Origin of the sequence: Micromonospora sp. A200, from assembly GCF_029893845.1 — a bacterium.
Classification (GTDB): Bacteria; Actinomycetota; Actinomycetes; order Mycobacteriales; family Micromonosporaceae; genus Micromonospora; species Micromonospora purpureochromogenes.
Map to the genome: position 1 here is coordinate 159,246 of NZ_JARXXY010000011.1, position 18,208 is coordinate 177,453.

Genomic DNA, 18,208 nt, shown 5'->3' on the forward strand with positions numbered 1-18,208 from the left:
CGCCGGCTCCCACCACGCCCCGCCGCGCCGTTCCCACCCCGCCCCGCCGGGCCTTGGTCGGCACGAGATGCGGCGAGTCGCGGTGTCCAGCCGGTCCAGCCGCCCCGCCGGGCCGTGATCGACGCGGTTTGCGGCGAGTCGCGGTGTCCGGCCGAGCGGTGACCGCGACTCGCCGCAAACGGAGTTGGTCAGCCCGCCGCGAGCCGGGGTCGGTGAACGCCGGGTGGTGGGGCGGTGGTGCGGGCGGCCCGGGTCGGTCAGGCGGCGATCGGTTGGCGGGTGACCGGCTCGGCGGGGGGTTGGTTCTTCAGCTTGGCGGCGTACATGTCGATGTACTCGCGACCGGAGAGCTCCATCAGGTCGTACATGATCTCGTCGGTCACCGCGCGCTCGACGAAGCGGTCGCCGGCCAGGCCGGCGTAGCGGGAGAAGTCCAGCGGCGGGCCGAACCGGATCCGGACCCGGGCGATCTTGGGGATCAGCTTGCCGGGCGGCTGGATCTCGTCGAGGTTGAGCATCGCCACCGGGACCACCGGGGCGCCGCTCTCCAGCGCGAGCCGGGCCACCCCGGTCTTGCCCCGGTAGAGCCGCCCGTCGGGCGACCGGGTCCCCTCCGGGTAGATCCCGGCGACGCCGCCGGCCCGCAGCACGCTGAGCTGGGTGTCCAGGGCCGCCTGGGCGGCGCGGCCGCCGGAGCGGTCGACCGGGATGCAGCCGGTGCCGGCGAAGAACGCCTTGGTGAGCCAGCCTTTGATGCCCTTACCGGTGAAGTATTCCGCCTTGGCCACGAAAGTGACTTTTCGCGGCACGATCAGCGGGGTGAAGATCGAATCCGAGAACGACAGGTGATTGCTGGCGAGGATCACCGGACCGGTCTCCGGCACGTGGTGCAGCCCCTCCACCCGGGGACGGAAGATCAGCCTGAGCAGCGGGCCGAGGATGATGTACTTCATCAGCCAGTACAGCAACGGTGTCCTTCCGGAGCAGGGGCGGGCGACACCACCGGAGAAACGGGCCGGTGGGCCGCCGGGCGTACCCGGCGACCGCGCCGGGAATGGCCGTCGGCGGGCGGGATCGTCGGCCATGAGCCTACGAACCGGGAGCGGCACGCCACAACGCACTCCCGGAACCGGGTCCGGACGTGTCACGATTCAGGGCACGGCGTACGGGGCGCCGACACAACCTGCACCGTGAGGTGCGCCGAGGAGGATGTCCGGTGTCAGCGGGTGGGGCCCGCCGGGGGCGGCGGGACAACGGGCTCGACGCGAGCGAGTACGCCGTCGCGGGCGACGTCGATCCGCGCGTCGGCGAGCATCTGCTCGACGTGCTCGCCGCCGGCGGGATCGCGGCCTACCTCCAGCCGTCGGCCGACCTCAATCCGATCACCCGCACCACCACCGTCCCGGCCCGCCCGATCGACCGGCTCTACGTGGACCGCTCGCACCTGACCACCGCCCGGGACTACCTCACCCAGCTGGCCGACGAGTCGACCCCGGAGCCGCCGCGCGGCGAGCCGGACGTCGACGCCGAGTGGGACCGGATCGTCGCCGCGTTCCACACCGCCCCGGCCGCCGGCAGCCACCCCTGGCCCGCCGCCGAGGACGTCGACGGCGACCCGACCGACCCGACCGACCCGACCGGCCCGGCCGGCGCGCCGGCGACCCGCGCCGAGGAGGCCACCGGCCCGACCGCCACCGACGTGCGGCGGCTGCCGTACGCGGCGGACATCTCCGGCGTCTCGGTGGGCCGGCCGCGGGCCGAGGAGCCCTCGCTGCTGGACGGTCTGGACACCTTCGGCGCCGACCTGCCCGACGAGGAGGACGAGGGCTACACCCCGCCCCCGCCCCCACCGCTGCCCCGGGTGTCGAAGTACGCGGTGGTGGGCGTGCTGGCGATCGTGCTCGGCTTCGTACTCTTCCTCAACCCGGCGCTGCTGCCGGTGGACGCCTCCGTGGTGACCCTCTTCGGGTTCACCGGCATCCTCGCCGGCTTCGTCACGCTGATCTGGCGGCTGCGCCCCGGCGACGAGGACGACGAGGATCCGGACGACGGCGCGGTCGTCTGACGCTGACCCCGTCCGATCAGCACGCTTCGCCCGTATTCCGGGACGCCCACGCCCCCACCGCCGAGGTAACAGTGGTGTAACTTACGGTCAGTAGGAATACCGCTGTCCGTCAATTCCCCTCCGGCTGCCCGGTTGTTCCTCCCTCGCGGTGGTCGGCCCGCTGCGGATCGGAATGCCCGAGATGCGACAGAATTCCAGTTCCCTCGTGGTTGTGGCCAATCGGCTCCCCATCGACGACAGCGTGGCGCCCGACGGCGCCTGCGAGTGGCGCCGCAGCCCCGGTGGGCTGGTCAGCGCGCTGCACCCGCTGCTGCGACACACCCCGGCCACCTGGGTCGGCTGGGCCGGCGGCACCGGTACCGCGCCCCGCCTGCCCGACATCGACGGGGTCCATATGCACTCCGTCGCGCTCACCGCCGAGGACCTGCGCGACCACTACGAGGGCTTCGCCAACGCCACTCTCTGGCCGCTCTACCACGACGCCGTGGAGCAGCCGGTGTACCACCGCCGCTGGTGGGAGGCGTACCAGCGGGTCAACCGGCGGTTCGCCGAGGCGACCGCGGCGGTGGCCGAGCCGGGCGGCCTGGTCTGGGTGCAGGACTACCACCTGCAACTGGTTCCCGGCCTGCTCCGGGCGCTCCGGCCGGACCTGCGGATCGGCTTCTTCCTGCACGTGCCGTTCCCGCCGCCGGAGCTGTTCATGCAGCTGCCCCGGCGGGCCGAGCTGCTGCGCGGCATGCTCGGCGCCGACCTGATCGGCTTCCAGCGGGCCCAGGCCGCGCACAACTTCGCCCAGCTGGTGGCGAAGGTGCTCGGCCTGCCGGCCACCGACCGGCGGATCGGCGTCGACGACCGGGTGGTGCGGGTCGGGGCGTACCCGGTCTCGATCGACACGGCCGAGATGGCCGCGCTCGCCGGCCGTCCCGACGTGACCGCCCGGGCCCGCCGGCTGCGGCACGACCTCGGCGACCCGCAGCAGGTGATCCTCAGCGTCGACCGGATGGACTACACCAAGGGCATCGAGCAGCGGCTCAAGGCCTACAGCGAGCTGCTGGCCAGCGGTGACGTCAAGGTCCGGGACACGGTGCTGGTCCAGGTGGCGGTGCCCAGCCGGGAGCGGGTCGGCCAGTACCAGATCCTGCGGGACCGGGTGGAGCGCGAGGTCGGCCGGATCAACGGCGAGTTCGGCCGGGTCGGCGAGCCGGCCATCCACTACCTCAACCAGCCCTTCGATAGCGCCGAGCTGGCCGCCCTCTACCGGGTCGCCGACGTGATGGCGGTGACCCCGCTGCGGGACGGGATGAACCTGGTCGCGAAGGAGTACGTCGCCGCCCGGGTCGACGACACCGGCGCGCTGCTGCTCAGCGAGTTCGCCGGCGCGGCGGCCGAACTGGAGCAGGCGTACCTGGTCAACCCGCACGACCTGGAGGGCCTGAAGCAGATGCTGCTCACCGCGCTGCGGGCCGCCCCGGACGACGTCGGCAACCGGATGCGGGCGATGCGGACGCACCTGCACCACCACGACATCCACGCCTGGGCCCGCTCCTACCTCAGCGCCCTGGACCAGACCGGCTCGCTGGTCACCCGGCTGGGCAGCACCGGCTGACCCCGGTCACACCCGCTGCGGGTCCTTGACCAGCCAGTCGAGGATCGCGTCGATCGGCTCCCGCCAACGGGCGTCGAGCATCAGGTCGTGCCCCATGCCGGGGAAGAGCAGCGGAGCTGAGCCGTACCGGCGGGCGGCCCGGGTCAGCGCGGCCGGCGGCACCACCCGGTCGTCCGGGCTGCCCAGCACCAGCACCGGCGGGCGACCCACCGCCGGCTCGGCCTCCCGGCCGGCCAGCAGCTGCCACTGCGCGCGCCGCCCGGCCCGGCCGAGCCGCGCCACGTGCCGGCGGGCGTCCGCCTCGGGCAGCTCCCCGCTGAACAGCTGCCGGCGGTGCAGCCGCAGGCCGCCGCCGAACAGCGCGGGCAGCGTGCCGACCGGGTTGCGGCGCAGCGCCACGCCGGCCGTCGACCAACCGCCCAGCACCGGCGCGACCAGCACCGCGGCCCGGGCCGGGTAGCGGGCCAGCGCGTGGGTCACCACGAGCGCCCCGGCGCCGTGCCCCACCAGCACCGCCTGGCGCGGCAGGCCCGCCGCCACCTGGACCACGTCATGGGTGTACGCCCGCAGCGTCGCGTCCGGGGCCGGCTCGCTGCCGCCGTGCCCGCGCAGGCTCAGCGCGTACGCCGCGAAGCCGCGCGACGCGGTGTGCTCCAGCCAGTGCTCGGCGAACGCCCAGGCCCCGTGCCCGAAGCCGGGGACGAAGAGCAGCGGCGGCCGCCCCTCCTCCAGCTCCGGGACCGCGCCCAGCACCTCCCGCCGGGCCGGGCGGACCGGGCGGGCCCACTCCCGGCCCCGCATGATCCGCAGCCGCTCGCTCACCGGGCCTGCCTTTCGTTCGCGACTGCGGGACTCCGCTGCGCTGCGTTCCTCGCGCTCACCGGTCACCCTCCAGCTCGTGCAGGGCGCGCTGGACAGCGCGCAGGTAGTCGGCGTGGCCCACCTCGAACCAGTGCCGGCTGCTGTCCTTGACCTTGCCGGAGTACCGCTCCCCGGCGCCGGCCTCCACCTTGGCGGCGAACGCGGCGGCCCGCTCCGGGCGGCCCAGCCGGGCCTGGAGCAGCCGGGCGAAGAGCACGGTCTGCCAGTGCGACAGGGTGAAGATGCCCGAGTCCGGCTGCACCAGGCCGGCCACCGCGAGCGTCGGGTACCCGGGGACGAGGGCGTTGAGCCAGAGCCGGGGGCGGCCCGCCGCGTCGTCGTCGCCGAGCACCTTCGGGTCGAGGAACTCGAAGCGGGGCAGGTAGCCGGTGGCGAAGACGACCAGTTCCGGGTCGATCTCCCGCCCGTCGGTGAGGGTGACCCCGCCGGCGTGGAACCGGGCCAGCTCCGGCACCGGGGTGATCTCGCCGTGGCCGACGTAGTAGACCAGCTGGCTGTTGGCGATCGGGTGGGTCTCGTAGACCCGATGGTCGGGCTTCGGCAGGCCGAACCGGGTCAGGTCGCCGACGGTCAGCCGCAGCGTCCAGTGGTAGAGCCATTGCCGGACCCGCAGCGGCACGCGCAGCGCGAGCAGGCCGTCGTTGACCTGGTCGGCCGGGCGGCCGAGGACGTACTTCGGGGCGTACCAGTAGCCGCGGCGGGTGGAGTGCCAGCAGCGCGACGCCTGCTGGGCCGCCTCGACCGCGATGTCGCAGCCGGTGTTGCCCGCGCCGACCACCAGCACCCGCTTGCCGCGCAGCTGCGCGGGGTCCTTGTAGGACGAGGCGTGCATGACCTCGCCCCGGAACTCCTCCAGCCCCTCGTAGCGGGGCAGCTTCGGCGACCAGTTGTGGCCGTTGGCGACCACCACCGCGGCGTAGCGGGAGGTGCGCTCCGGGCCGTACCCGCCGGTGCTGCGGGTGGTGACGTCCCAGCGGTCGCCGGCCACCGGCTCGACCCGGACGACCTCGGTGCCGAACCAGATGTGCTGGCGCAGGTCGAAGTGGTCGGCGTAGCGCTCGAAGTAGGACAGCAACTGACTGTGGTGCGGGTAGTCCGGCCAGGAGTCCGGCATCGGGAAGTCGGGGAACTGGGTGAACGGCCGCGACGAGATCAGGTGGGTGCTGGCGTACACCGGGCTGCGGTCGTGCCGCCAGTTCCACGCGCCGCCGACGCCTGTCTCCCGCTCGTAGCAGTCGACGCCGAAGCCGTGCTCTTTCAGGTTCTTCACGGCGGTCAGGCCGCTGGCGCCGGCGCCGATGACGCAGACCGTGTCGCCCCGGTCGGAGACCGGGCGGCCGTCCCGGCTCGGGGTGAGCGTGGTCTCCGGATCGGGCCGGCCGTGCTCGGTGGAGGGGGGCACCGGGGAATCTCCTTATGTGCGGCACGAACGCCGGTTCGACGGGCATCCTCCCCGTACCCGGAGCCGGTTGTCCAGCCCGGCACTCCGGGCGCGGACCGACGCCGGGCTCAGGCGGTGGCCGGCAGGAGCAGGTCGACCAGGACCGGGAAGTGGTCGCTGGCCCGCCGGGTGAGCGGGGTGTCGACCACGTCGTAGCCGACCACGGTGACCCGCGGATCGACGAAGAGCGCGTCGATGCGCCGGCGCGGGTCGGCGCAGGAGTAGGTGTGCCGGTCAGCGGCGTCAGCGGCCACCGCCGCGTCGGTCAGTCCCTTGCCGACGGTGCGCCAGGCCTCCCCGTCCGGGCCCTCGTTGAGGTCCACGCCCAGCACCACCGGCAGGTCGGCGCCGGCCAGCTCGCGCTTGAGCAGCGCGGCCTGGCCGGGCCGCTCGGCCGGGTCGGTGGACAGGTGCGAGCCGGCCAGCAGGAACCGCGCGCCGCCGACCGCGCACTCGGCGTACGCCGCGCCGCGCAGGTGCCGCCCGGGGGTGAGCGGGAACCGCTGGCAGCGGGTGGCCAGCACCCGCACCCGGAGGCTGGTGAGCAGCAGGTTGCCCAGCGACGGCAGGCCACCGGCGGCCACCACCAGGCCGAAGGACTCGGCGAGGGTCGCGCAGCGCTGCCGCCAGCGGAACCGGCGCGGGGCCTCCTGCACGATCACCACGTCGGGGGCCGCCGCGCGGACCACCGCCGCCAGCGCGGCCGTGTCGTCACGCTGGCTGTGGATGTTGTACGACACCACCCGCAGCCGCACCGCGCCGGCGGGGGCCGGCGCGACGGTCACAGCCGGCGGGCGAGGTCGGCGGCGCCGATGACGCCGGCGGTGTTGCCCAGCTCGGCGGGGCGCACCTCGGCCACCGGCAGCCGGCTGCGCTGGGCCAGCGCGTCGGTGAACGAGCGCCGGGTCGGGCCGAGCAGCAGGTCACCGGCCTCGACGACGCCGCCGCCGACCACCAGCACCTGCGGGTCGAGGATCTGGGCCATGTCGGCGAGGCTGGTGCCGAGCCAGCGGCCGACCTGGGCGAACGCCTCGGCGGAGACCGGGTCGCCGGCCTTCGCGGCGGCGGTGACCATCGGGCCGGTGACCGCCTCGGCGTCGCCACCGGCCAGCTCCAGCAGGGCGGTGGCGCGCTGCGGCTCCTGCCGCGCGGCGGCCCGGGCGAAGCGGACCAGGGCGCTGCCGCTGGCGTACTGCTCGATGCAGCCGAGCCGGCCGCAGCCGCACTGGTGGCCGTCCGGAACGGTCAGCATGTGGCCCAGCTCGGCCGCGATGCCGTTGGCGCCGCGCAGCAGCTCGCCGCCGAGCACGATGCCGCCGCCGACCCCGGTGCCGATGGTGAACATGACCATCGAGTCGTCGGCGTCGCGGGCCGCGCCGTAGCGGAACTCGGCCCAGGCGGCCACGTTGCCGTCGTTCTCCACGATCACCGGCAGGCCGGTGGCGGTGCTGACGTACTCGCGCAGCGGTTCGTCCCGCCAGGCCAGGTTGGGGGCGAAGAGCACGGTGGAGCGGGAGGCGTCGATCCAGCCGGCCGCGCCGATGCCGACCGCGCCGATGTCGTGGCCGGTCGCCAGTTCGGTGACCAGCTCGATGATGACGTCGCGGGTCTTGCCGACGTCGTCCGCGGGGGTGTCCCGTCGGGCCTGCACGAGAACCTTGCCGGTGTCGTCCACGACACCGCCGGCCACCTTCGTGCCACCGACGTCGACTCCGATGGTCAGCGTCACCGCTGCCACTCCCCTCTGCTGTGCTGCCCGACATCGGCCGGACCGGCCGAATGCGATGTCGGATGTCCCGTGTTCAGGCCTCGTCGCCCGGTGCGTCCCCGCCCGCGCCGGCCGGCGCTCGCGAGGCGGGCACCACCGGACGGTCGGCCGTCGACCGGACCTGCGCCGGCGCGACCGGCCCGGCGTCGTCGACGGGCGCGGCGGCGGCCGGCACGACCACGTCCTCCGCCCGCGTGGCGGCGGACCAGACGTCCCGCTCCGGCGCCGACGGAGAATCATGCCCGGTACGGGTCGCCTCGCGCCACACGTGGTCGGCGGCGGCGTCCGACCCGGCGGCGGGTCCGGGCGCGCCGGCCGCTCCGGCCGCCCTGTCCGGGGCTTCCCCGCTGTCGGCGGGAGCGAACGCGCGCATCAGACTGGCGATCCCGGCGGCCAGATCACCGGCGCCGGTGGCGAGCCGCTCGGCGAATTCCGGACTCGGATCGCGTAGCGCCGCGATACCCCGGCAGACCGGGCAGACGCAGCATTCCGGCGATCCGGTGGCGAATCTCCCGGTGCCGCCGGCGCCCCCGGCCGGGCCGGACGCGCCGCCACTGTGACCGAGGACACCGGAGAGGATCCCACCGAGCGGACCCCACGGACCGCCGCCGGAGCCGGCGTTGGCCAGCCGTGCCGTGGCGAGCAGCGTGGCGACGAGCCGCTCGGCCTCCTCCCGGGCGGAGCCCGGTTGCGTACCCGCCATCGTCGGCTCCTCTACCGTGCCGCCGGCTGCGTCACTGTGCCGCACCGGTTGCTTCTACCCGGCGCTTGAGCTGCTTCAACGCCGTATCCATGATCATTTTCTCGGCCTTGCGGCGAAACATGCCGAGCATGCCGACCGACAGCTCGACCTCGAGGGTGTAGGTGACCGTCGACGTCCCGTCCGGATTGCCGACGATGTCGTACGACCCGCGCTGGGACTTCTGCATCTTCGACGGCGCCACCAGGTGCCACTCGATCCGGGACAGATCCTCGGCGTACTCGTACGCCAGCACGTACTCGTCGGCCATCACGCCGGCGTCGATGGTGAAGTGGACCTGGCTGGCGTAGCCGTCCTCGTACTCCTCGACCACCTCGGCCCGGCGCACCGCCTCGGTCCACTCGGGGTAGCTCGCGAAGTCGCAGATGACCGCCGCCACCCGGTCCGGTGACGCGCCGATGATGATCGACTGGGTGGAGGAGTCCGCCATGGGGGGAGGCTACCCGGAGCGACCCCGGCACGCGGCGCTTGCCCCGGCCACGCCCGGCGCGGCGGCGCCGACGGCCTCGCACGGCGGCGTCCCACCAGTCGGGCGGGCAACCTCCCTACCTCACCCAGCCGGGCGTGCGGGTAGGTTTCGACAAAGCCGACCCGCCACGGCGGCCGGCCCGGCCAGTGCGAGCACGAGGGAGTGCAGGTGCGCGAGTTCTCCGTCCCGCCGATCGTCACCATCGGCGACTCGGCCAACCTGACCGATCCGGTCTGGGACAACGCCGAGGCCGCGCCGGACGCGGTCCAGTTCGTCCGGCCCGCCGCCCGCGCCGAGGGTGCCGCCCAGGTGGACGTGACCTGCCGGCAGTTCCGCGACGAGGTCGTCGCCGTGGCCCGCGGCCTGGTCGGCGCCGGCATCAACCCGGGCGACCGGGTAGCGCTGATGAGCCGCACCCGCTACGAGTGGACCCTGCTCGACTACGCCATCTGGGCGGCCGGCGCGGTCACCGTGCCCATCTACGAGACCTCCAGCGCCGAGCAGGCCGCCTGGATCCTCGCCGACTCCGGCGCGGTCGCCGTCGTGGTGGAGTCCAACGCGCACGCCACCCTGGTCGCCGGCGTCCGCGACCGGCTGCCCGAGCTGCGCCAGGTCTGGCAGATCGAGCTGGGCGGGGTGGACGAGATCGTCGCGGCCGGCGCGTCGGTCGAACCGGCGGAGATCGAGCGGCGCCGCAGGGCGGTCCGCTCCGCCGACGTCGCCACGATCATCTACACCAGCGGCACCACCGGCCGGCCCAAGGGCTGCGTGCTGACCCACCGCAACATGTACGCCGACATCGCCAACGCGGTGCCGGTGCTGCCGAACCTGTTCCGGCCCGGCGCGTCGACCCTGCTCTTCCTCCCGCTGGCGCACGCCTTCGCCCGGCTGATCCAGATCGGCGTGGTGCAGGCCCGGGCCACCATGGCGTACTGCCCCGACACCAAGAGCCTGGTCGCCGAGCTCCAGGAGTTCAAGCCGACCTTCGTGCTCTCCGTGCCCCGGGTCTTCGAGAAGGTCTACAACGGCGCCCGGCAGAAGGCCGAGGCGGACGGCAAGGGCAAGATCTTCGACCGGGCCGAGCGGGTGGCCATCGCATACAGCGAGGCGCTGGAGACCCCCGGCGGTCCGGGCCTGACCCTGCGCGCCCAGCACGCGCTCTTCGACAAGCTGGTCTACCGCAAGCTGCGCGCCGCGCTCGGCGGCCGCTGCCGGGACGCGATCTCCGGTGGCGCCCCGCTCGGCGCCCGGCTCGGGCACTTCTTCCGCGGCATCGGGGTGACCATCTGCGAGGGCTACGGCCTGACCGAGACCTCCCCCGCCGCCGCCGCGAACCTGCCCAGCGCCACCCGGGTCGGCACGGTCGGCCGGCCGCTGCCCGGAGTCACCATCCGGATCGACGACGACGGCGAGATCCTGATCTCCGGCGACCTGATCTTCCAGGGCTACTGGCGCAACGAGGCGGCGACCGCCGAGGCGATCACCGCCGACGGCTGGTTCCGCACCGGCGACCTGGGCCACATCGACAGCGACGGGTTCGTCAGCATCACCGGCCGCAAGAAGGAGATCATCGTGACGGCCGGCGGCAAGAACGTCGCCCCGGCCGTGCTGGAGGACCGGGTGCGGGCGCACCCGCTGGTCAGCCAGTGCCTGGTGGTCGGCGACCGGCAGCCGTTCATCGCCGCGCTGGTCACCGTCGACGAGGAGGCCCTGCCGAAGTGGCTGGCCTCGCACGGCCTGCCGGAGGACACGCCGGTCGAGGAGCTGCTCGACCACGAGGAGCTGCTGGTCGAGATCCAGGGCGCGGTCGACGTGGCCAACCAGGCGGTTTCCAAGGCCGAGGCGATCAAGGTCTTCCGGATCCTGCCCCGGGACTTCACCGAGGCCACCGGCGAACTGACCCCGTCGCTCAAGGTCAAGCGGCAGGTCGTGCACAAGACGTACGCGGCCGAGATCGCCGAGATCTACCGGAGCTGACTACCATCCGTCACGTGCCCGCCTCCACACCCGTCCGGCCCCAGCCGCATCCCCTCGCCGTCGCGGCGCGCGGGGTCCTGCTCGTCCTGGTCGGCGTCCTGACCCTGGTCGCCACCCGCGACCCCGCCCAGCTCTGGTGGATCGCCCTGCTGGCGGCCGCCGGCCTGCCGGCGGTGCTCGCCCCCGAGCACCGGCTGCTCGGCCCGCTCAGCCGGGTCGCCGAGGCGGTGGTGCTGGGACTGGCCGCCAGCCAGGTCGCCGTCGAGTCCGCCCTCGGCGGATCGGTCGGTGGGCTCGGCGCCTCGGCGGTACTGCCCTACCTGGCGGTACCGGTGACGGTGACCGCGCTACGCCGCCGCTTCCGCGAGGGAGCGGCGCTGCTCGGCGTCGCCGCGGCGACCCTGCTGATCGCCGGGGCGTTCACCGAGGTGGACGGCGGGCGGCAGCTCGGGCAGCCCGGCTACCTGGCGGTCTGCGCGCAGTGGCTGATCCTGGCCGGGCTCGGCCTCTACGCGGCCGGCACGCTGCACCAGGTGATGCGGGTCCGTGGCGAGGGCAAGCCCCAGCCGTACGCGGAGGCGACCCGGCTGCTGACCCAGCTGCGCACGGTCGCCCGGCAGCTGCCCGGCGCGACCCTCGACCCGGGCGGCATCTCCGAGCACCTGCTGGAGGAGCTGCGCGGCGTCGCGCCCAACAACCGGGCCGCGGTGCTCTCGGCCAGCGGCGGCGGCCGGCTGGTGGTGCTCGCCCAGGTCGGGGTGGACCGGGTGGACTGGGAGACGACGCTCGACGCGGACTCCGCCATCGCCGACGCGTGGGCCAGCCAGCAGCCGCAGACCGCGGCCCGGTCGCAGGCCCGCTCGCACCGCGGCGGGGACGTCTCGGCGCTGATCGTGCCGCTGGTCGCCGGCGTGCGTACGGTCGGGCTGGTGGTGCTGGAGGCGGACGCCGCGCACGCGTACCCGCCGCCGGTGGTGTCCCGGGTGACCGCGCTGACCGGCCCCGCCGCGCTGCGGCTGGAGGCGGCGCTGCTCTTCGACGAGGTGCGCTCGCTGGCCACCAACGAGGAGCGGCAGCGGCTGGCCCGGGAGATCCACGACGGGGTCGCCCAGGAGCTGGTGATGGTCGGCTACGGCATCGACAACGCCCTGGCCACCGTCCACGACGACGCCGACGAGACCGCCGAGGGGCTGCGTACGCTGCGCGGCGAGGTGACCCGGGTGATCACCGAGCTGCGGCTGAGCCTGTTCGAGCTGCGCAGCGAGGTGGACCGGCACGGCGGCCTGGCCGCCGCGATCGCCGAGTACGCCCGCACCGTCGGCGCCTCCGGCGGCCTGCGGGTGCACCTGTCGTTGGACGAGTCCACCGCCCGGCTGCCTGCCGCCACCGAGGCCGAGTTGCTGCGCATCGCGCAGGAGGCGGTCACCAACGCGCGCAAGCACGCGGGGGCCTCGAATCTGTGGGTCACCTGCGAGGTGGACCCCCCGTACGCGCAGATCGAAGTGTCGGATGACGGTCACGGCATCGGTGACCAGCATGCGGACGGGCACTACGGTCTTGCGATCATGGCCGAGAGAGCGGAACGTATCCGGGGCCGGTTGGAGATCAGGCCGCGGCAGCCCAGCGGCACAACCGTGGCGGTGGTGGTCGGTTCCTCGCCCCGGCGAGATAACGTGCGTGGCAGCGCAGCAGCAGAAGGGGAGTAACCCGAGGATGACCACAAGCCCGACACCGGCCACTCGTACCAAGGTCCTCCTTGTCGACGATCACGACCTGATCCGCAAGGGGCTTCGGCACGCCTTCGAGCGCGACCGGCAGTTCGAGGTCGTCGGCGAGGCCGCCACGGCGGCGGAGGGCGTACGCCAGGCTGGCGCGCTGCAGCCGGACGTCGTCATCATGGATCTGCGCCTTCCGGACGGCAGTGGCCTGGAGGCCACCCGGGCCCTGCGCAAGTCCAGCGCGTCGATGGGGATCGTCGTGCTCACGATGTACGCCGGTGACGACCAGCTCTTCGGCGCACTGGAGGCCGGGGCGAGCGCCTTCGTGCCGAAGACCGCGCCGGCCGACGAGGTGGTGGCCGCCGCCCGGCACGCCGCCTCCTCCCCCAGCGCCTTCACCGCGGCCGACCTGGCCGAGGCGATGAAGCGCCGGCTGGCCCCGTCCGGTCCGCAGCTCTCCCCCCGCGAGGGGCAGGTGCTGCGGCTGCTGGCCGACGGCATGAGCGTGGCAGGCATCGCCAAGCAGCTCTTCGTCAGCGAGTCGACCGCCAAGACCCACATCTCGAAGCTCTACGAGAAGCTGGGGGCGGCCAACCGCGCCCAGGCGCTGATGACGGCGCTGCGGCTGGGCCTGCTCGAGGCCCCGGACGCGCCGAAGTTCTGAGGGCTCCGGCCCGTCGTCGAGAGGTCCGCGCCGCCCGCCGGTCGCGGACCTCTCGCCTGTCCGGGGGCACGGCCGCGGCGGCGCCGCCAGCGCCTTGAGTGAGCGTGCCGTCGCGCAATGACCGTGGTCTTTGCACCGGGGCGAAGCGGGGGCAGAATACCCGGGTGGCCCGCGCGGGCGACGATCCTCGCGTTTGTCGTACAAAAGGGGTGGGCATGCAGCGGCCGGACTGGGCACCCGACGACATCGACATCGAGCGCCCCAGCGTCGCCCGCATGTACGACTACTACCTCGGCGGCTCGCACAACTTCGCGGCCGACCGGGCGGCGGCCCGGGCGATGATGGAGGCGGTCCCCGAGGCCCCGCTGATGGCCCAGGCCAACCGGGCGTTCATGCGTCGGGCGGTGCAGTACCTGGTCGACTCCGGCGTCCGCCATTTCCTCGACATCGGTTCGGGCATCCCCACCGTCGGCAACGTGCACGAGATCGCCCAGCGCGCCGCGCCCGACTCCCGGGTGGTCTACGTCGACGTCGACCCGGTGGCGGTGGCCCACAGCCGGGAGATCCTGCAGGGCAGTCCCGGCGCCACGGTCGTCCGGGAGGACCTGCGCCGACCGGCCGCGATCCTGAGCCATCCCGAGGTGACCAAGCTGCTCGACCTCTCCCGGCCGGTGGCCGTGCTGATCGTGGCGGTGCTGCACTTCGTCCCGGACGCCGACCGGCCGGAGGAGATCCTGCGGACGCTGCGCGAGACGCTGGCGCCGGGCAGCTACCTGGTGATGTCGCAGGCCACCGACGAGGATCGGGGCCACACCGGCGAACGGGCCGAGGCCGAGCGGGTCTACCGCCGCACCGACAGCCCGCTCTCGATCCGCAGTCGGGCCGAGCTGACCGCGCTCTTCGACGGTTTCACGCTGCTCGAACCGGGCGTGGTGTGGGTGCCGCAGTGGCGGCCGGAGTCGCCGGAGAGCGCCGAGGACGCCGCGCAGGCGGTCTTCATGGGTGGCGTCGGACGCCTCGGTGGGTGAGACACCGGACCGGCCGGGGCAGCCGTCGTGCCCCGGCGCGTTCGCCCGCGCCTGGGCCAAGGCGGTCTCGGGCACCAGCTACCTGCCGATGACCCAGGCGCAGCTGGAGCTGCTGCTGCAACGGCTCACCGAGCGGTTGGCCGGGGCGCTGCGGGCCGAGCCGTTCGACCCGCGCGTCGGGCACCAGGTGGGCGCCGAGCTGGTCGCCGCCCACATCGCCTCAGCCGAGGGTCTCGGTCGCACCGTGGAGGTCATCCAGCTCCGCCTGATCCGTGACCTGGGGCTGGTCGCCGACGACGTCGAGGACCGGATGGCCCGGCTGCTGGCCACCGTCGCCACCGGGTACGCCCGGGCGCTGCGCGACCGGACGCTCGACGAGCAGGAGTCGATCCGCCGGGCCGCGATGGTGGCCCGGGCCCAGGCCGAACGGGCGCTGCGCGACAGCGAGTCCCGGTTCCGCCACCAGGCCACCCACGACCCGCTGACCGGCCTGCCCAACCGGGTCCTGTTCACCGAGCGGCTCACCGCGGCGATCGGCGCGCCGGGCCGGGGCGCCGACCGGGTGGGCGTCTGCTTCCTCGACCTCGACCGGTTCAAGGTGGTCAACGACTCGCTCGGGCACCAGGTCGGCGACGCCCTGCTGGTGTCGGTGGCACGGCGGCTGCGCGCGGCGCTCGGCGAGCACCTGCTGGCCCGTCTCGGCGGCGACGAGTTCGTCATCCTGGTCGAGCGCACCGCCCGGGTCGACGACGCGGTCGCGGTCGCCGAGGCGGCGCTGGCCGCGCTCGCCGAGCCGGCCCTGGCCGACGGGCACGAGCTGACCGTGACCGCCAGCATCGGCATCGTGGAGCGCCCGGTGGCCGGCACCACCCCTGGCGAGCTGATGCGGGCGGCCGACAGCACCCTGCACTGGGCCAAGGCGGCCGGGGGCGCCCGCTGGTCGGTGTTCGACCCGGACCGGCACCGCGCCGACCTGACCCGGTACGCCCTCGCCGCGGCGATCCCCGCCGCGATCGACCGGGGCGAGTTCTTCCTCGACTACCAGCCGCTGACCTCGCTGCGCGACGGCACCATGCTCGGCGTGGAGGCGCTGGTCCGCTGGCGCCACCCGGAACTGGGGGTGCTGCGGCCGGACCGCTTCATCGGGCTGGCCGAGGAGACCGGCCTGATCGTCCGGCTCGGCGGCTGGGTGCTCGCGGAGGCCTGCCGCGAGGCGGAGAGCTGGGGCGCCCGGGCTCCCTTCGTCAGCGTCAACCTGGCCGTCCGCCAGGTGCACCGGCCCGGCCTGGTGCAGGAGGTGCGCAGCCTGCTGGCGGCCACCGGCCTGCCGCCGGAACGGCTCCAGCTGGAGATCACCGAGAGCACCATGATGAGCACCGCGGAGGAACCCGTCCAGGCCCTGCGGGTCCTGGCCGACCTCGGCGTACGGATCGCCATCGACGACTTCGGCACCGGCTACTGCAACCTGGCGTACCTGCGGGACCTGCCGGTGACCGAGCTGAAGGTGGCCGGGGAGTTCGTCACCGGGCTACGGTCGCCGGCGGTCGACCCGGCCAGCCGCACCGACGAGCGGATCCTCGCCTCGCTGGTGTCGCTGGCCCACGCGCTGGACCTGACCGTCACCGCCGAGGGGGTGGAGACGGCCGGGCAGGCCGAACGGCTGCGGGCGATCGGCTGCGACGCCGGCCAGGGCTGGTACTTCGGGCGGCCGGGGCCGGCTGCGGGCTGCCTCGGCCGCTCCCCCGCGCTGTCCACCGTGGCCGGTGCCGAGCCGGTCGCCTCAGCCGGGTAACGACGGCCCGGCGGCGGTACGCCGCGGCGCCCGGCCCGGCACCGGCAACTGGCTGTCGTCCCCGTTGAGGTACGTCAGCACCGCCAGCACCCGCCGGTTGTCGTCGTCCGACGGCGGCATCCGCAGCTTGCTGAAGATGTTGTTGATGTGCTTGCTGACCGCCTTCTCGGTGACGAAGAGCCGCGCGGCGATCGCCGCGTTGGACCGCCCCTCCGCCATCAGGCCCAGCACCTCGCGCTCGCGGGCGGTCAGCTCCTGCAACGGCTCGGCCCCGGACCGGCTGGCGAGCAGTTGGGAGACCACCTCCGGGTCCATCACCGTGCCACCGCCGGCCACCCGGCGTACCGCGTCGACGAACTGGGCCACGTTGGAGACCCGGTCCTTGAGCAGGTAGCCGACGCCACCGGCGCGGTCGGAGAGCAGCTCCCGGGCGTAGAGCTGCTCGACGTGCTGGGAGAGCACCAGGATCGGCAGGCCGGGGATCTCGGCGCGGGCTCCGATGGCGGCTTGCAACCCCTCGTCGGTGAAGGTCGGCGGCAGCCGCACGTCGAGCACCGCCACGTCCGGGCGGTGGGTGACCAGGGCCGACAGCACCGACGGTCCGTTGTCGACGGCCGCGACCACCTCGAAACCGAACGCCTCGAGGATGCGGGTCAGCCCGTCCCGGAGGAGGGCGAGGTCTTCGGCGATGACAACTCGCAAGGCAGCTCCATGGTCACGACTGTGGGCCCGCCGGGCGGACTGGTCACCACCATCGTTCCATCAAAGGCCGCGAGCCGTCGTCCGATCCCGGCCAGTCCGCTGCCCGCTGCCGGGTCGGCGCCGCCCCGGCCGTCGTCACCCACCACCATGGTCAGTCGACCGTCGCCGTAGCTCAGGTGGATCCAGGCGCGCGTGGCGCCGCTGTGCTTGGTGACGTTCGCCAGCCCCTCGGCCACCGCGAAGTACGCCGCGGACTCCACCGGCGCCTCCGGGCGGCCCGGCAGGTCCACCTCGACCGCCACCGGCAGCGGCACGGCCAGCGCGAGCGCCCGGACCGCACCGTCCAGGCCGCGCTCGGCGAGCACCGGCGGGTGGATGCCACGCACCAGGCCGCGCAGCTCGACCAGGGCCTGACCGCTGGTCTCCCGCGCCTCGGCCAGCAGCTTCCCGGCGGCGGTCGGGTCCTGCTCCAGCAGCTGCTCGGCCAGGCCGATGCTCATGCTCAGCGCGACCAGCCGGGCCTGCGCCCCGTCGTGCAGGTCCCGCTCGATGCGGCGCAGCTCGGCCGCCTGTGCGTCGACGGTGTCGGCCCGGGTGACGGTGAGCTGGCGGACCCGCAGCGCCAGCTCCGCCGCCCGGGTGGGGGCCAGGAAGAGCCGGGCGAAGCGCAGGTGCAGCCAGACCAGCCAGGGGGCGACGGCCAGGCCGCCGAGCAGCAGCAGCCAGCCCTGCGGCAGCGCGGCCAGCGCCTCGGCCAGGTTGGTCATCGGCCAGAACAGGCCGTAGCCGTAGGAGTCGGCGATGAGGTAGACCAGCAGCGGCACCCCGAGCGAGCCCTCCAGCCCGTACAGCGGCAGGGCGAACGCGAGCAGGCACGCCCCGCCGGTGACCGCGCCGGGGACCAGCCAGGCGAAGTCCCGCCAGGTGGCCGGGTCGCCCACCACCCACCGGAAACGCCGCCAGGTGCCGAACTGCGCCCCCTCCGGCAGCGGCCGGTACGGCGTGGCGATGGGTACGCCGCCCCACCGGGCGAGCCGGCGCTGCAACCCGGTCGACAGCCGCACCAACGCCGTCGCCATCGGGAACAGCGCGAAACCGATGCCGAAGGCGGGGATGAGCAGCAGCGACACCAGCGACAGCACGAACAGCGCGACGTTGGTGGTCAGGGAGAGCACGGCGACGGCCAGGCCCTGGAGGGCGGCGGTCGCGCCGGGCCGGACCGTCTGCCGGGCGAACTCTCGTACGGGGCTGTCCACGGGTTCCATTCTCGGGCACGACCGCCCGGTGTTCGGTGGTGCTAGGACCACCGGCGTCGGGGACGTGGCACTCCTGTCCG

The 18,208-nt window shown here is 74.1% G+C and carries 16 protein-coding genes; 7 read left to right on the forward strand and 9 right to left on the reverse strand.

The features are described from left to right. Nucleotides 1-257 precede the first annotated feature (257 nt). On the reverse strand, nucleotides 258-968 hold the full coding sequence (locus M2302_RS13510) for a lysophospholipid acyltransferase family protein (RefSeq protein ID WP_280838241.1): 711 nt from the start codon (nucleotides 966-968) through the stop codon (nucleotides 258-260). A 248-nt stretch (nucleotides 969-1,216) separates the two neighbouring features. Between M2302_RS13510 and M2302_RS13515 the strand changes: the two genes are divergently transcribed. After that, nucleotides 1,217-2,065 carry a DUF308 domain-containing protein gene (locus M2302_RS13515; RefSeq protein ID WP_280838242.1) on the forward strand — a complete coding sequence of 283 codons (849 nt, stop codon included), beginning with the start codon at nucleotides 1,217-1,219 and terminating at the stop codon, nucleotides 2,063-2,065. A gap of 181 nt (nucleotides 2,066-2,246) precedes the next feature. Then, nucleotides 2,247-3,671: a trehalose-6-phosphate synthase gene (locus M2302_RS13520; RefSeq protein ID WP_280838243.1), complete on the forward strand. Its 1,425-nt coding sequence runs from the start codon at nucleotides 2,247-2,249 to the stop codon at nucleotides 3,669-3,671. Nucleotides 3,672-3,677: 6 nt separating this feature from the next. On the opposite strand, the gene M2302_RS13525 is transcribed toward M2302_RS13520, so the two are convergent. The 6 genes from M2302_RS13525 to M2302_RS13550 all read right to left on the reverse strand — a co-directional run bounded on the left by M2302_RS13525 (nucleotide 3,678) and on the right by M2302_RS13550 (nucleotide 8,952). Continuing rightward, entirely contained in the window at nucleotides 3,678-4,493 is an 816-nt protein-coding gene (locus M2302_RS13525) for an alpha/beta fold hydrolase (RefSeq protein ID WP_280838244.1), read from the reverse strand. A 55-nt stretch (nucleotides 4,494-4,548) separates the two neighbouring features. Further along, nucleotides 4,549-5,955 (reverse strand): NAD(P)-binding domain-containing protein, encoded by a 1,407-nt coding sequence (locus M2302_RS13530; protein ID WP_280838245.1) that lies wholly within the window; start codon nucleotides 5,953-5,955, stop codon nucleotides 4,549-4,551. Between the two features lie 107 nt (nucleotides 5,956-6,062). Continuing rightward, nucleotides 6,063-6,749, reverse strand: a complete 687-nt coding sequence (locus tag M2302_RS13535; protein ID WP_280838268.1) for an endonuclease/exonuclease/phosphatase family protein — start codon at nucleotides 6,747-6,749, stop codon at nucleotides 6,063-6,065. 26 nt (nucleotides 6,750-6,775) lie between these two features. Continuing rightward, nucleotides 6,776-7,723: an ROK family glucokinase gene (locus M2302_RS13540; RefSeq protein WP_280838246.1), complete on the reverse strand. Its 948-nt coding sequence runs from the start codon at nucleotides 7,721-7,723 to the stop codon at nucleotides 6,776-6,778. 73 nt (nucleotides 7,724-7,796) lie between these two features. Next, nucleotides 7,797-8,465: a hypothetical protein gene (locus M2302_RS13545; protein ID WP_280838247.1), complete on the reverse strand. Its 669-nt coding sequence runs from the start codon at nucleotides 8,463-8,465 to the stop codon at nucleotides 7,797-7,799. A gap of 31 nt (nucleotides 8,466-8,496) precedes the next feature. After that, complete coding sequence (locus M2302_RS13550) at nucleotides 8,497-8,952, reverse strand: SRPBCC family protein (protein WP_088961061.1); 456 nt, start codon at nucleotides 8,950-8,952, stop codon at nucleotides 8,497-8,499. Between the two features lie 207 nt (nucleotides 8,953-9,159). Here M2302_RS13550 and M2302_RS13555 point away from each other — a divergent pair, with 207 nt between their 5' ends. From M2302_RS13555 to M2302_RS13575, 5 genes are all read left to right on the forward strand, one after another. Further along, a complete protein-coding gene (locus M2302_RS13555) occupies nucleotides 9,160-10,968 on the forward strand; it encodes an AMP-dependent synthetase/ligase (protein WP_280838248.1) in 1,809 nt (602 codons plus the stop codon). 14 nt (nucleotides 10,969-10,982) lie between these two features. Next, complete coding sequence (locus tag M2302_RS13560) at nucleotides 10,983-12,674, forward strand: GAF domain-containing sensor histidine kinase (protein WP_280838249.1); 1,692 nt, start codon at nucleotides 10,983-10,985, stop codon at nucleotides 12,672-12,674. Between the two features lie 7 nt (nucleotides 12,675-12,681). Then, the gene (locus M2302_RS13565) at nucleotides 12,682-13,350 is read left to right on the forward strand and encodes a response regulator transcription factor (protein WP_007072219.1); all 669 of its coding nucleotides are present in this window, start codon (nucleotides 12,682-12,684) and stop codon (nucleotides 13,348-13,350) included. A 215-nt stretch (nucleotides 13,351-13,565) separates the two neighbouring features. Beyond that, nucleotides 13,566-14,378, forward strand: a complete 813-nt coding sequence (locus M2302_RS13570) for an SAM-dependent methyltransferase (protein WP_280838250.1) — start codon at nucleotides 13,566-13,568, stop codon at nucleotides 14,376-14,378. A gap of 88 nt (nucleotides 14,379-14,466) precedes the next feature. Continuing rightward, nucleotides 14,467-16,170, forward strand: a complete 1,704-nt coding sequence (locus M2302_RS13575; RefSeq protein ID WP_280838269.1) for a bifunctional diguanylate cyclase/phosphodiesterase — start codon at nucleotides 14,467-14,469, stop codon at nucleotides 16,168-16,170. Here M2302_RS13575 and M2302_RS13580 read toward each other — a convergent pair. Both M2302_RS13580 and M2302_RS13585 read right to left on the reverse strand, forming a co-directional pair. After that, nucleotides 16,159-16,872, reverse strand: coding sequence for a response regulator transcription factor (locus tag M2302_RS13580; protein WP_088961057.1), 714 nt, complete (start codon nucleotides 16,870-16,872; stop codon nucleotides 16,159-16,161). The two genes, M2302_RS13575 and M2302_RS13580, sit on opposite strands and share 12 nt — an antisense overlap. After that, nucleotides 16,824-18,128: a histidine kinase gene (locus M2302_RS13585; protein WP_280838251.1), complete on the reverse strand. Its 1,305-nt coding sequence runs from the start codon at nucleotides 18,126-18,128 to the stop codon at nucleotides 16,824-16,826. The genes M2302_RS13580 and M2302_RS13585 overlap by 49 nt, the downstream gene beginning before the upstream one ends. Between the last annotated feature and the right edge of the window lie 80 nt (nucleotides 18,129-18,208).

Bases quoted from the DNA above. Each gene is read 5' to 3' on its own strand.
- M2302_RS13570 (WP_280838250.1), top strand. From the start codon at position 13,566: ATGCAGCGGCCGGACTGGGCACCCGACGACATCGACATCGAGCGCCCC.
- M2302_RS13565 (WP_007072219.1), top strand. From the start codon at position 12,682: ATGACCACAAGCCCGACACCGGCCACTCGTACCAAGGTCCTCCTTGTC.
- M2302_RS13550 (WP_088961061.1), bottom strand. From the start codon at position 8,952: ATGGCGGACTCCTCCACCCAGTCGATCATCATCGGCGCGTCACCGGAC.
- M2302_RS13545 (WP_280838247.1), bottom strand. From the start codon at position 8,465: ATGGCGGGTACGCAACCGGGCTCCGCCCGGGAGGAGGCCGAGCGGCTC.
- M2302_RS13575 (WP_280838269.1), top strand. From the start codon at position 14,467: ATGACCCAGGCGCAGCTGGAGCTGCTGCTGCAACGGCTCACCGAGCGG.
- M2302_RS13520 (WP_280838243.1), top strand. From the start codon at position 2,247: ATGCGACAGAATTCCAGTTCCCTCGTGGTTGTGGCCAATCGGCTCCCC.